General features: G+C 68.1%; 13 protein-coding genes. 10 read left to right on the top strand and 3 right to left on the bottom strand.

The genetic code is table 11. From position 1 onward, the window contains the following. Position 1 precedes the first annotated feature (1 nt). Positions 2-2,377, bottom strand: a complete 2,376-nt coding sequence (gene ppsA, locus RAB71_RS11620; protein ID WP_041500216.1) for a phosphoenolpyruvate synthase — start codon at positions 2,375-2,377, stop codon at positions 2-4. Between the two features lie 145 nt (positions 2,378-2,522). Between ppsA and RAB71_RS11615 the strand changes: the two genes are divergently transcribed. The 3 genes from RAB71_RS11615 to RAB71_RS11605 all read left to right on the top strand — a co-directional run bounded on the left by RAB71_RS11615 (position 2,523) and on the right by RAB71_RS11605 (position 4,565). Next, positions 2,523-3,344, top strand: a complete 822-nt coding sequence (locus tag RAB71_RS11615) for a pyruvate, water dikinase regulatory protein (RefSeq protein WP_010342958.1) — start codon at positions 2,523-2,525, stop codon at positions 3,342-3,344. A 156-nt stretch (positions 3,345-3,500) separates the two neighbouring features. Next, on the top strand, positions 3,501-4,007 hold the full coding sequence (locus RAB71_RS11610; protein ID WP_010342959.1) for a DUF1249 domain-containing protein: 507 nt from the start codon (positions 3,501-3,503) through the stop codon (positions 4,005-4,007). A gap of 69 nt (positions 4,008-4,076) precedes the next feature. Next, complete coding sequence (locus tag RAB71_RS11605) at positions 4,077-4,565, top strand: 8-oxo-dGTP diphosphatase (protein ID WP_010342960.1); 489 nt, start codon at positions 4,077-4,079, stop codon at positions 4,563-4,565. A 521-nt stretch (positions 4,566-5,086) separates the two neighbouring features. Here RAB71_RS11605 and RAB71_RS11600 read toward each other — a convergent pair. Then, complete coding sequence (locus tag RAB71_RS11600) at positions 5,087-5,845, bottom strand: 3-hydroxybutyrate dehydrogenase (protein WP_010342961.1); 759 nt, start codon at positions 5,843-5,845, stop codon at positions 5,087-5,089. A 144-nt stretch (positions 5,846-5,989) separates the two neighbouring features. Here RAB71_RS11600 and RAB71_RS11595 point away from each other — a divergent pair, with 144 nt between their 5' ends. The 5 genes from RAB71_RS11595 (at position 5,990) to RAB71_RS11575 (ending at position 9,570) form a co-directional block, all read left to right on the top strand. Beyond that, positions 5,990-6,604 carry a phosphatidylcholine/phosphatidylserine synthase gene (locus RAB71_RS11595; RefSeq protein WP_010342962.1) on the top strand — a complete coding sequence of 205 codons (615 nt, stop codon included), beginning with the start codon at positions 5,990-5,992 and terminating at the stop codon, positions 6,602-6,604. A 45-nt stretch (positions 6,605-6,649) separates the two neighbouring features. After that, positions 6,650-7,762 carry a class III poly(R)-hydroxyalkanoic acid synthase subunit PhaE gene (gene phaE / locus RAB71_RS11590; RefSeq protein WP_010342963.1) on the top strand — a complete coding sequence of 371 codons (1,113 nt, stop codon included), beginning with the start codon at positions 6,650-6,652 and terminating at the stop codon, positions 7,760-7,762. Further along, positions 7,759-8,835, top strand: a complete 1,077-nt coding sequence (locus tag RAB71_RS11585; RefSeq protein WP_010342964.1) for a class III poly(R)-hydroxyalkanoic acid synthase subunit PhaC — start codon at positions 7,759-7,761, stop codon at positions 8,833-8,835. Before phaE ends, RAB71_RS11585 begins: the two co-directional genes overlap by 4 nt. A gap of 82 nt (positions 8,836-8,917) precedes the next feature. Further along, the gene (locus RAB71_RS11580; RefSeq protein ID WP_010342965.1) at positions 8,918-9,118 is read left to right on the top strand and encodes a PspC domain-containing protein; all 201 of its coding nucleotides are present in this window, start codon (positions 8,918-8,920) and stop codon (positions 9,116-9,118) included. Further along, complete coding sequence (locus tag RAB71_RS11575; RefSeq protein ID WP_010342966.1) at positions 9,115-9,570, top strand: hypothetical protein; 456 nt, start codon at positions 9,115-9,117, stop codon at positions 9,568-9,570. The genes RAB71_RS11580 and RAB71_RS11575 overlap by 4 nt, the downstream gene beginning before the upstream one ends. A gap of 138 nt (positions 9,571-9,708) precedes the next feature. On the opposite strand, the gene RAB71_RS11570 is transcribed toward RAB71_RS11575, so the two are convergent. Then, positions 9,709-10,920: an FAD-binding oxidoreductase gene (locus RAB71_RS11570; RefSeq protein ID WP_010342967.1), complete on the bottom strand. Its 1,212-nt coding sequence runs from the start codon at positions 10,918-10,920 to the stop codon at positions 9,709-9,711. Between the two features lie 177 nt (positions 10,921-11,097). Here RAB71_RS11570 and RAB71_RS11565 point away from each other — a divergent pair, with 177 nt between their 5' ends. Together RAB71_RS11565 and RAB71_RS11560 are read left to right on the top strand one after the other, a co-directional pair. Beyond that, positions 11,098-11,313, top strand: coding sequence for a hypothetical protein (locus RAB71_RS11565; protein ID WP_010342968.1), 216 nt, complete (start codon positions 11,098-11,100; stop codon positions 11,311-11,313). Between the two features lie 144 nt (positions 11,314-11,457). Next, positions 11,458-13,023, top strand: a complete 1,566-nt coding sequence (locus tag RAB71_RS11560; RefSeq protein ID WP_234006655.1) for a hybrid sensor histidine kinase/response regulator — start codon at positions 11,458-11,460, stop codon at positions 13,021-13,023. The last annotated feature ends 32 nt before the right edge of the window (positions 13,024-13,055 follow it).

The following is a 13,055-nucleotide window of genomic DNA, read 5'->3' as shown; positions in this document are numbered from 1 at the left end:
ATCATCCCTTGCTCTTGAGCTTGGCCAGACGCAGCCAGGTGTCGACCACGGTGTCCGGGTTCAGCGACACCGACTCGATGCCTTCCTGCATCAGCCACTCCGCCAGGTCCGGGTGATCCGACGGACCCTGACCGCAGATGCCCACGTACTTGCCCTTGGCGCGCGCGGCCTTGATCGCCATCGACAGCATCTTCTTGACCGCCGGATTGCGCTCGTCGAACAGGTGCGCCACGATCGAGGAGTCGCGGTCCAGGCCCAGGGTGAGCTGGGTGAGATCGTTGGAGCCGATCGAGAAGCCGTCGAAGATCTCCAGGAATTCCTCGGCCAGCAGCGCGTTCGACGGCACCTCGCACATCATGATGATCTTCAGGCCGTTCTCGCCCTGGCGCAGGCCGTTGCTGGCCAGCACCTCGACGACCTTGCGGCCTTCCTCGAGGGTGCGCACGAACGGGATCATGACCCACATGTTGTCCAGGCCCATCTCGTTGCGGACCTTGAGCACGGCCTTGCATTCCAGCGCGAACGCGGCGGCGAAGCTCGGATCGACGTAGCGGCTGGCGCCGCGGAAGCCGATCATCGGGTTCTCTTCGTGCGGTTCGTAGTTGCTGCCGCCGATCAGGTTGGCGTACTCGTTGGACTTGAAGTCCGACAGGCGCACGATCACCGGGTGCGGCGCCACCGACGCGGTCAGCGTGGCGATGCCTTCGGCCAGGCGGTTGACGTAGAAGCTCACCGGGTCGGCGTAGCCGGCGATCTTCTCGTCGATCTTCTTCTTGGTCGCCGCGTCCTGCTTGGCGTATTCCAGCAGTGCGTTGGGATGGATGCCGATATGCGCGGCGATGATCATCTCCAGGCGCGCCAGGCCGATGCCGGCGTTGGGCAACTGGCCGAAGTCGAACGCGCGCTCCGGGTTGGCCACGTTCATCATGATCTTCAGCGGCGCCGGCGGCATGTTGCCCAGGTCCGTGGTGGTGCGCTCGAACGGCAGGCGCCCGCCGTAGATGTAGCCGGTGTCGCCTTCGGCGCAGCTGACCGTCACTTCCTTGCCGTCTTCGACCAGCTCCATCGCGTTGCCGGTGCCAACCACCGCCGGCACGCCCAGCTCGCGGGCGATGATCGCCGCGTGGCAGGTGCGGCCGCCGCGGTTGGTGACGATCGCCGAGGCGCGCTTCATCACCGGCTCCCAATCGGGATCGGTCATGTCCGCGACCAGCACGTCGCCAGGCTGCACCCGGTTCATGTCTTCCAGGCTGCGCACCACGCGCGCGACGCCGGCGCCGATCTTCTGGCCGATGGCGCGGCCTTCGGCGATCACCTCGCCGCGCTGCTGCAGCGCGAAGCGTTCGATCTGGGTCGCGTGGCCGCGCGACTTCACCGTCTCCGGGCGCGCCTGCACGATGAACAGCTTGCCGCTGACGCCGTCCTTCGCCCATTCGATGTCCATCGGCCGCTGGTAGTGCTGCTCGATCACCAGTGCCTGCTTGGCCAGTTCCTGCACGTCCTCATCGTTGATCGAGAAGGTGTTGCGCAGCTCGGCCGGGGTGTCCTCGATGCGCACGCGCTCGCCCGGCACGTCCGAATACACCATGCGGATCAGCTTGCTGCCCAGCGAGCGGCGCAGGATCGCCGGCTTGCCGGCCTTCAGGGTGGGCTTGTAGACGTAGAACTCGTCGGGATTGACCGCGCCCTGCACGACCATTTCGCCGAGGCCGAAGCTCGAGGTAACGAACACCACGTCGCGGAAACCGGACTCGGTGTCCAGGGTGAACAGCACGCCGGAGGCGCCGACGCCCGAGCGCACCATCAGCTGCACACCGGCCGACAGGAACACGTCCTCGTGCTTGAAGCCGTGGTGCACGCGGTAGGCGATGGCGCGATCGTTGTAGAGGCTGGCGAAGACTTCCTTGACCTTGTGCACGACGTCGTCGGCGCCGGTCACGTTGAGGAAGGTCTCCTGCTGGCCGGCGAAGCTGGCGTCGGGCAGGTCTTCGGCGGTGGCCGAGGAGCGCACCGCGACCGCGACTTCACCGCCGCCGTTCTCGTTGCACAGTTGCGAGTAGGCGTCGCGGATCGCCTGGTCCAGCTCCGGCTGCAGCGGCGCGTCGATCACCCAGCCGCGGATTTCCTTGCCGGCGGCGGTCAGCGCGCCCACGTCTTCCACGTCCAGCGTGGCCAGCTTGTCGAAGATGCGCTGGTACAGATCGTTGTGGGCGACGAAGGCCTTGAACGCTTCGGCGGTGGTGGCGAAGCCGCCCGGCACGGACACGCCGAGCCCCGCCAGATTGCCGATCATTTCGCCGAGGGAGGAATTCTTGCCACCGACGCGAGCCAGGTCGGCCAGGCGCAGCTCATGCAACCACAGGATGTTCTCGTTCAAGCGCGATGCTCCGTTAGGCCATCGCCCGAGGCGGGCTGAATGGCCGCGTCCGTGAGGGAAGAAGCCGATATGATGCAGTGCGCACCCGAGCCGGCACAAGCGAAGCGGGCGCATCCGTTGGGTTTCAGCCAGGAGAATGCAGGCAATGTCGACGATCAGACCCGTGTTCTACGTGTCCGATGGAACCGGTATCACCGCTGAAACCATTGGGCATAGCCTGCTCACCCAGTTCAGCGGTTTCAGCTTCGTCACCGACCGCATGTCGTTCGTCGACGATCCGGAAAAAGCCCGCGATGCCGCGCAGCGCATCCATGCCGCAGGCGAGCGGTATCAGGTCCGGCCGATCGTGGTCAACTCCTGCGTCGACCCGCAACTGAGCATGCTGCTGGCCGAGAGCGGGGCGCTGATGCTCGACGTGTTCGCGCCCTTCATCGAGCCGCTGGAGCGCGAGTTGAACGCGCCGCGACACTCGCGCGTGGGACAGGCGCACGGTCTGGTCGATTTCGAGACCTATCACCGCCGCATCAACGCGATGAACTTCGCGCTGGCGCACGACGACGGCATCGCGCTCACCTACGACGAGGCCGACGTGATCCTGGTCGCGGTGTCGCGCGCGGGCAAGACCCCGACCTGCATCTACCTGGCGCTGCATTACGGCGTGCGCGCGGCGAACTATCCGTTGACCGACGAGGACCTGGAGAGCGATCGGCTGCCGCCGCGGCTGCGCGCCTACCGCAACAAGCTGTTCGGGCTGACCATCGATCCGGAGCGGCTGCAGCAGATCCGCCAGGAGCGGCGGCCGAATTCGCGTTACTCCAATGCCGAGACCTGCCGGCGCGAAGTGGCGGCGGCCGAAACCATGTTCCGCATGGAGCGCATTCCCACCTTGAGCACCACGCACACCTCGATCGAGGAGATTTCCAGCAAGGTGCTGGCGACGCTGGGGCTGCAGCGCGAGATGTTTTGATCAGGGTGGTCGCGGGCGGGTCTGCGCCGGTCGGGGCGGGGCCGCTCCTGGCAGCGATGGAATTTCCGCACTTCGCCGCATGGATCTCCAAGGTAGGCCGCTGACGCCGATCCGTCAATGCTGCCGCCGGCGCGATGCAGCGTGTAGGATCGGCCCATGCAGCACGCCCTGACCCGCAGCGAACGCATCCCCCGGCTCAGCCGTTTCGGCTGGCTGATGGGGCTGTACGCCGAGAACTATCTGCACCTGAACCGCCTGTTCGTGCCGGCCGACCTGGCCGCCGGCAGTTACGTGTCCAGCATCGGCGACGGCCTGGACCTGCGCCTGGACGTGATCGAACGCCACCGCTACACCGTCGAGCTGCGCCTGACCTACGACCTGTGCGATCCGCTGACCGGCGAGCCGGACCCGTCGGCCTACGTGCGCCTGTACCTTGATGCGCGCCAGGCCGAGACCACGCATTGCTATGTCGGCCGCCGCTGGCAGGACGTGATGGGGCTGTACCCGCCGCCGGCGGAACTGATCAGCCACCGCATGCGCATGAACACCTTCCTCGGCAAATGGCTGGAATACCTGGCCGAGCGCGGCCACGGCGTGGCCACGTTGCGCTCGGCGCCGCCGCTGCCGCGCGCGGCGCAGGACGCGGTGACGCCCGCCGTCTAGCCACGGGCTAGACGAAGCGGCGGCGCGGTTACGGCATACTGCGCGCCCGTCGCCATCCGCATTCCCCGCATGCCTTACACCCCCATCGTCGCCACCTTGGGCTACGTGCTCTCGCCCGACCGCAGCCAGGTGCTGATGGTCCATCGCAATGCCCGGCCCGGCGATCATCACCTGGGCAAGTACAACGGCCTGGGTGGCAAGGTCGAGGCGGACGAAGACGTGCTGGCCGGCATGCGCCGCGAGATCCTGGAGGAGGCCGGCATCACCTGCGAGGCGCTGCAGTTGCGCGGCACCATCAGCTGGCCGGGATTCGGCAAGCACGGCGAGGACTGGCTGGGCTTCGTGTTCCTGATCGAGGCCTACAGCGGGGAACCGTTCGCCGAGAACGCCGAGGGCGCGCTGGCCTGGGTGCCGATCGCGCAGATGGACACGCTGCCGATGTGGGAGGGCGATCGCCACTTCCTGCCGCTGGTGTTCGATGGCGACCCGCGCCCGTTCCATGGGGTCATGCCGTACCGCGACGGCCGCATGCAGTCCTGGCGCTATTCGCGGGTCTGACATTAAGCCCCTCTCCCGCCGGGAGAGGGGTTGGGGTGAGGGTACGGCGCGAAGCGACCCGCGAAGTTTGGGTGAGTGGGGTGAGGGTACGGCGCGAAAGCGACTCGCGAAGTTTGGGTGGGTAGGGCAAGAGTACGGCGCGAAAGCGACCCGCGGAGTTTTGCTGCGCCAGGCTCCACCCGTACCCTCATCCGGCCCTTCGGGCCACCTTCTCCCGATGGGAGAAGGAACAGCCTCATCCTGCTCGCGCCCGGCTTGTCCACAGCGGCTGTGGATCGATCCTGCACAAGCCTGTGGGCAAGCGTGGCAAGTCGCTGAAATGCCTGCCCGATTTTGCCGGGTGGCGAAAATTTCAGCAGTCCCTGCCGCGCTTCTCCACAGCCGGTGTGGATGAAAGCGCACGAACGCTGTGGATAAGAGGCCGGTGGCGTTGTGCCGCAACGGTCACCGCCGCGCTGGCGAAAAATTCGCCAGCGTCGATCGCGCGAGCACGCAGCCGGACGTGCGTACCTGTCGCAGCGCTACTGCGCGGTCCAGCCGCCGTCGATGGCGATGGTCTGCGCGGTGATGTTGCGCGCCGCCGGCGAGGCCAGGAACGCCACGCAACCGGCCAGTTCGTCGTAGGCGATGAACACGCCCTTGGGCATCGGCTTGAGCATCACCTGGGCGATTACATCGGCTTCGGAAATGCCGCGGGTGCGCGCCTGGTCGGCGATCTGCTTGTCCACCAGCGGCGTCTTCACGTAGCTGGGGCAGAGCGTGTTGATGGTGATGTCGGTGTCGGCGGTCTCCAGCGCGATCACCTTGGAGAAGCCGACCAGGCCGTGCTTGGCGGCGACATAGGCGCTCTTGTACGGGCTGGCGACCAGCGAGTGGATGCTGCCGATGTTGACGATGCGGCCGAACCCGCGCTCGCGCATGCCCGGCAGCACCGCCTGGGTCAGCCGTGCCACGCCGGTCAGCATCACCTCCACCAGCAGGCCCCACTTGTCCATCGGGAACTCCTGCAACGGCGCCACGTGCTGCAGCCCGGCGTTGTTGACCAGCACATCCACCGGCCGGCTGACGGCCGCCAGCGCCGCGGCGATGCTGTCCGCACTGGCCACGTCCAGCGCCACTGCCTCGGCCGAGCCGCCGGCCTGGCGCAACTGCGCGGCGACCGCGTCGGCGGCGATCGGGTCGAGGTCGCTGACGACGACGTGGCAGCCGCCGGCGGCCAGTTCCTTGGCGATGCCGGCGCCGATGCCGCTGGCGGCACCGGTGATCAGGACGGTCTGCATAAGGCAATACCCTGCGCGAAAGTGGGGGGCGGTCAGCGTAGCAGCGCGCCGCGGCGCCCGGCAGCGGCCGCTCGCCAGTGCGGCGGCGCCACGCTACCCTGTGCCGTCGCTTGCCGCTCACGCCGGATCCGCCACGTTATGCCGATGAAACGCCACTTCTCCATGCTGCGCGAGTTCCAGCTGGCCGACTGGTTCACCCTGGCCAACGCCTTCTGCGGCACCGGCGCGGTGTTCGCGGCGATGCGCTTCCTGCAGGACGGCCGCCGCAGCGACCTGCTGTTCGGCATGGCGCTGATTCCGCTGGCGTTCGTGTTCGACGCGCTGGACGGCCGGGTGGCGCGCTGGCGCAAGTCGTCCTCGACCCTGGGCCGCGAGCTGGACTCGCTGGCCGACGTGATTTCCTTCGGCGTGGCCCCGGCCGCACTGGCCTACGCCTGCGGCATGCAGGGCGGTTGGGACTGGCTGGTGCTGAGTTTCTTCGTCTGCTGCGGGGTCAGCCGCCTGGCCCGCTACAACGTCACCGCCGAGCAACTGGCCGGCGACGGCGACAAGGTGCCGTACTTCGAGGGCACGCCGATCCCGAGCAGCCTGGGCCTGGTCATCGTGCTTGCGATCGCCGCGCACCTGGGCCACATCGGCGACGCCTTGTGGTGGGGCGAATGGCGGCTGGGACCGTGGCTGCTGCACCCGCTGGCGCTGCTGTTCGCGCTGTCCGGCTCGCTGATGATCAGCAAGACGCTGCGCATCCCCAAGCCCTGATCGCGGTGGGTTGCTATCATCGCGGGCCAGTTCGGGAGAGTGGCGATGAAGGCTAGCGGCGGCGGTGGCGCCGGCGATTTGGAGGCGATGACGCGGCAGTACTGGGAGGCCTGGAGCGCCGCGTTGCGCCAGGGTGCGCCGGGCTCCGCGTCCGCCGCGGCTGGCGACGGCGCCGGCGCCTGGCGCGAGGCGATCGCGGCCTGGAGCCAGTGGTTGCCGCGCGGCAGCGCACCTCAGGCCGAAGACGCGGTGGCGCAGTTCCAGCAGCAGGCCGGCGACTGGCTCGGCGCGATGCAGCAGGTGGCGGCGCAGTTCGCCGGCCGCGACGCCAGCAGTGCCGACGTCGCCGACGCGTGGAAGCGCCAGGTGCAGGGCCAGCGCGAACAATTGCTGCAGTGGCTGCTGGGCGCCGTGCGCGGCACCGGCCAGGCCGGGATCGACCCATGGTTGCAGCAGGCGGCGCAGTGGCTGCAGGGCCTGCAGCGCGACAGCGGGCCGTGGCTGCAGATGCCCGGGTTCGGCCCGGCGCGCAACCACCAGGCGCGCTGGCGGGCCCTGGCCAAGGCACAGCAGGACTACCAGGCGCAGTTGCAGGCCTATCTGGGGCTGCTGCAGGGCGCCATCGACCGCGCCTTCGGCCTGTTCGAGGAGAAGCTGCGCGCGCACGAGGAGCCGGGCCGGCAACTGACCAATGCGCGGGCGATGTTCGATCTGTGGATCGACGCGGCCGAGGAGGCCTATGCGGCGGCGGCGCTGTCGCCGGAGTTCCGTCAGGTCTACGCCGACGTCGCCAATGCGCAGATGCGCCTGCGCGCCCTCCTGCAGCGCGAGACCGAGCAGGTCTGCGAGCAGGTGGGCCTGCCCACGCGCACCGAACTGGACGCCGCGCACCGGCGCATCGCCGACCTGGAGCGACGGCTGCGACGGCTGGAGCGCGGCGAAGGGCAGGGAGCGCCTGCTGCGCCTGCGGCCGCGGCCCCGGCCACACCGCGGAAGCGCGCCAGAAAGACTGCGGCCAAGCCCGCCGCCGCAAGGAAAGCGGCGACGGCCGCGCCTACATCCAAATCCAAGCCCGCCAGGGCCGCGAAGGCGGTGCCTGTCGCCAAGCCGCGCCGTGGCGGGACCACGTCCTCCGCCGCCCGCAGGAGCCGCGCATGAAGGGGCCGCTGAGCTTCAGCAGCGACGATCTGGTCCAGGAAACCCTGGAGTTGCAGCGCAAGCTGCTGGAGGGCCTGCGCGTGCTGCCCGGCCTGGACACGGTCGACTACGGTGCCACCGCGCGGCAGGAAGTGTGGCGCGACGGCAAGGTGGTGCTGTACCGCTTCGTCGGCGAACGCCCGCCCACCGCCAAGGTGCCGCTGCTGATCGTCTATGCCCTGGTCAATCGCCCGTACATGGTCGACCTGCAGGCGGACCGCTCGCTGGTGCAGGGGCTGCTGGCGCTAGGCGAGGACGTCTACGTGCTGGACTGGGGCTACCCGGACCGCTCCGAGCGCTACCTGACGCTGGAGGACTACCTGCTGCGCTACATCGACGGCGCGGTGGACCACCTGCGCGCGGCCGGCGACGGCGCGCCGGTCAACATGCTCGGCATCTGCCAGGGCGGCACGTTCTCGCTGTGTTATTCCGCCCTGCAGCCGGAGAAGGTGCGCAACCTGGTCACCATGGTCACGCCGGTGGATTTCCACACGCCGGACAACATGTTGTCCAACTGGGCGCGCCAGGTCGATGTCGACCTGTTCGTGGACACCCTCGGCAACGTGCCGGCGGACCTGATGAACGTCAGCTACCTGATGCTCAAGCCGTTCCGGCTGAACCTGCAGAAGTACGTGGGCCTGCTCGACATCCTTGACGATCCGCGGGCGCTGGAGGACTTCCTGCGCATGGAAAAATGGATCTTCGATTCCCCGGATCTGGCCGGCGAGACCTTCCGCGAGTTCGTCAAGCAGTTCTACCAGGACAACGCGCTGATGCACGGACGCGCGCGCATCGGCGCGCATACGGTGGACTTGGGCAAGGTCACCATGCCGGTGCTCAACGTCTACGCCGAGCAGGACCACCTGGTGCCGCCGGACGCTTCGCGGGCGCTGCGCGGCGTGGTCGGCAGCCGCGACTACGCCGAGCTGAGTTTCCGCGGCGGCCATATCGGCATCTACGTTTCCGGCCGCGCCCAGCGCGAGGTGCCGGCGGCGCTGCACCGCTGGCTGGCCGAGCGCGATGGCGGGCACTGAGCGCCCGCTGCGGCGCGCCCTCACGCCGCGCCTGCGCCGGCGGGCGTAGAGTCGTTCCGCCGTCGTTACTGGAGCCCGTGCCATGTCGCAAGCCCGTTCGCTGTCGCGCTCGTTGAACGACCGCATGATCGCGGGCGTGATGGGCGGCATCGCCCATCGCTTCGGCTGGAATGCGACGCTACTGCGGGTGCTGTACGTGGTCGGCTCGATCGTCTCGGCCGCATTCCCCGGCATCCTGGTCTACCTGATCCTGTGGCTTTTGATTCCCAACGAAGCCGATTGAAGCGGCCGCTGCCGCTGGCGTTTCGCCGTGCCGGCATCGTCTTCGGCGTTCTGTGGACCTCGCCAAACACTGTGCTCGGCGTGCTCGCGGGGACCATTACGCTGGCATTCGGTGCGCGCCTGCGTTTCAGCCGCCGCGAGCTGGCGCTGGTGTTCGAACGGGTGCCGTTGCGGCCGCGCGGGGCGATGACCCTGGGCAACGTGATCCTGCTCAGCGCCGACGATCTGGACGTGGCCTGCGCCACCTACGAACACGCCGCCGGTCGCTGCCGGCATCCGGCGGTGCGGCTCGGCGACCACGAGCGCGCGCACGTGCTGCAGTACATGCTGCTGGGGCCGTTGTTCCTGCCGGTGTACCTGGCCTGCGGCGGGGTCAGCGTGCGCAACCCGCTGGAGCGTGCCGCCGATCGCTACGCAATGCACGGCCGCGGCTGGTGGCCAGGTACTGGCTGAGTGCATAGCGTTTGCCATTTCGCGATGCATCAGGTGCCACGTAGGAGCGGCTTCAGCCGCGACGGGCGTTCCACGAAATGCCGGGTCTCGGCTGAAGCCGCCCCTACGAGTGACCCACGTCCTTGCGAGCGGCTTCCGTCAATCCAGCCGTGAAAAACCGAACAGCCGCTTGAGCGGATGCGCATGCCGCTCGATCTGCGCGCGCAGCAGGCCGGCACCGATCATGCTGTAGGTGATGCCGTTGCCGCCGTAGGCCATGGCGAACTGCACGCGCGGGCCGTGCTGCGGATGCGGGCCGAAGAACGGCAGCCCGTCCTCGGTCTCGGCGAAGGTGCCGGCCCAGGCGAAGGTTGGCTGCAGTTCCAGCCCGGGCATCACCTTGGCGATCTTGCGCGAGAGCGTGCGCGCCTTGCTGTCCACGCGCGCGTCGCGACGCTCCGGCACGTCGACGCTGTCGTCCTCGCCGCCAGCGACGATGCGGCCGTTGCCGGTGCTGCGCAGGTACAGATACGGCCGCGCGCTTTCCCAGATCATGGTGTCGCGCAGCGGGCCGAGGACGGAGGGTTCCAGCGGGTCGCTGACGAAGGCGTAGCTGCTGCGGTTGCGCGCCACGCGCTGATCCAGCCAGTGTTGGTTGGCGTAGCCGGCAGCCATCACCACGTGGCCGGCGCGCACCTGCGCGCCCTGGTCGGTGTGCAGGGTCACGCCACGGCCGTTGACCACGATCCGTGCGATGCGGGTGCGGTCGTAGACGCCGACCCCGCGCCGGAAGGCGCGGCCGAGCAGGCGATAGGTGAGGCGGTACGGATCCACCCGCGCCGCCTGGTGGCTGAGGATGGCGCCATGCGCCTGGATGCCGTAGTCGGCGTCCAGCGCCTGCGCGTCCAGCCATTCCACCTCCAGGCCGTGCCGCGCGCGCACCTCCAGCTCTTCCTGCAGCACCCGCACGTGCCGGCGCTTGCTGGCGTAGTACAGGCTGTCGTTCCAGCCGAAGTCGACGTCGCGCAGCGGCCGCACCAGGTCGCGCAATTGCTCCAGCGCCTGCGCGCACGCGCCGTAGGCCAGCGCCGCGGCAGGTTCGCCATAGCGCTTGGCCAGGTCGATCAGGTGGGTGTCGATCTCGTACTGCAGCAGGGCGGTGCTGGCCGCGGTGCTGCCCCAGCCGATGTCGCGTTGCTCCAGGACCGTCACCGCGTGCCCGTGCGTGCTCAGTTCCTCGGCGATCAGGGCGCCGGTGATGCCGCCACCGACGACGGCCACATCGCAACGCACGTCGTCGCGCAGTTGCGGAAAACTCTGCATCAGGCCGTTGCGGACCGACCAGAAGGGATAACCGCTCTTGAGATCCATGGCGCCCCTGCGCGGAAAGGATGTGCGACTTACACGCAGGCCCGGTTAAGTCCGCGTGAGGCTGGGCGGACGTCATGTTCGGGCAAACAGCCGCGATTAACCTCGGTGCAGAAGTCCCTCACATGGCGCTGTGTATGGTGCGCGCCAGTTCCACGAATTCCCTGTAGAGGAAGCGTCATGTCGGTTGTTCTGTACATCGGTGGCAGCAAGGACGGAGAGAAGGGCGTGATGCCCTACGGTTTCCGCAAGTCCATGAAGGAAACCGAGGCAGGCCCGGAGATCTATGTCGAGCGCGTGCTGGCGCTGAGCGACCGGCAGGTGCGGATCATGGCGCTGGAATCGCTGCAGGACGATATCGTGGTAGAACGCTTGCATAGGTATTATTCGCGTTGACGCCGGCGTGCGAACCCCGGTGTGGTCGCCCGCTTAGGTGGGCCAGCGACGGTTCGCATCGACCTGCCATCGACCATGCCCGCACCAGAAACCAGCAACACCTCGGCGCCGCCGACGACCGTCGACCCGAACGCCCCCACCGACATGTCCAACCAGCGCAGCGATATCTTCTTCGCTGCGGTGCAGACCACGCGCATGCCGATGATCGTGACCGACCCGCGGCAGCCGGACAATCCGATCATCTTCGTCAACCGCGCGTTCCTGGAGATGACCGGCTACAGCCGCGATGAGCTGATCGGCAACAACTGCCGCTTCCTGCAGGGGCCGGACACCGACCGCGAGACCGTACGCAACGTCCGCGAGGCGATCGCCACGCACGACGAGGTGGCGGTGGAGATCCTCAACTACCGCAAGGATGGTTCCAGCTTCTGGAACGCGCTGTACATCTCCCCGGTCTACGACGACCGCGGCGAACTGGTGTACTTCTTCGGTTCGCAGTTGGACGTCAGCCGGCGCCGCGACGCCGAGGACGCCCTGCGCCAGGCGCAGAAGATGGAAGCGCTGGGCCAGCTCACCGGCGGCATCGCGCACGACTTCAACAACCTGCTGCAGGTCATGTCCGGGTACCTGGAACTGATCGAGCATGCTGTCGAGAGCGATCCGCTGAATCCCTCGCTGCTGCGCAAGAGCGTGGACCGCGCGCGCGACGCCGCCGGCCAGGCCGCGCGCCTGACCCAGCAGTTGCTGGCGTTCGCGCGCAAGCAGAAGCTGGAAGGGCGTGTCCTCAACCTCAATGCCCTAGTCGCCGGCATGAGCGACGTGGCCGAGCGCACGCTCGGCGACGGCATCGCGTTTTCGCTGGAACTCTCGCCGGATCTGCGCAATTGCCGGATCGACCCCACCCAGGCCGAAGTGGCGCTGCTGAACATCCTGATCAACGCGCGCGACGCCATGGCCGACCAGGCCGCGCCGCGCCTGGTGATCCAGACCCGCAATGTCTCGGTGCGCGCCGACGAACCCACCACCTACGACAACCTGCTGCCCGGCCACTACGTGTGCGTGTCGATCACTGACAACGGCAGCGGCATGCCGCCGGAGGTGCTGGCACGGGTGCTGGATCCGTTCTTCACCACCAAGGAAGAGGGCAAGGGCACCGGCCTGGGCCTGTCCATGGTCTACGGCTTCGCCAAACAGTCCGGCGGTGCAGTGCGGCTGTATTCGGAGGAGGGACACGGCACCACCGTGCGTCTGTACTTCCCGATCGACGACAACGTCGAGAACATGGCGCCGCGCGATTCGCGCACGCGCCGTCCGTTCGACCGGCAGGGCGACGAGACCATCCTGATCGTCGAGGACCGGCCGGACATCGCCGAACTGGCGCGCCTGTTCCTCGGCGACCAGGGCTATGCCACGCACGTGGTCTACAACGCCCGCGAAGCGCTGGAACTGCTCGACACCGGCGTGCACGTGGACCTGCTGTATTCGGACCTGATCATGCCGGGCGGCCTCAACGGCGTGATGCTGGCGCGCGAGGCGCGGCGGCGCCGGCCCAAGATCAAGGTGCTGCTGACCACCGGCTATGCCGAGTCCTCGATCGAGCGCACCGATGCCGGCGGCAACGAGTTCGAGGTGCTGGCCAAGCCATACAACCGCCAGGAGCTGATCCGCAAGGTGCGCATGGTGCTGGATGGGCCGAACGGCGTCACCTGACGCCGCCAGCTTGGCGCGCGCCTGTCAACGGG

This window comes from Xanthomonas sacchari (genome assembly GCF_040529065.1).
GTDB lineage: Bacteria > Pseudomonadota > Gammaproteobacteria > Xanthomonadales > Xanthomonadaceae > Xanthomonas_A > Xanthomonas_A sacchari.
This window is presented reverse-complemented; position numbering and strand designations above follow the sequence as displayed.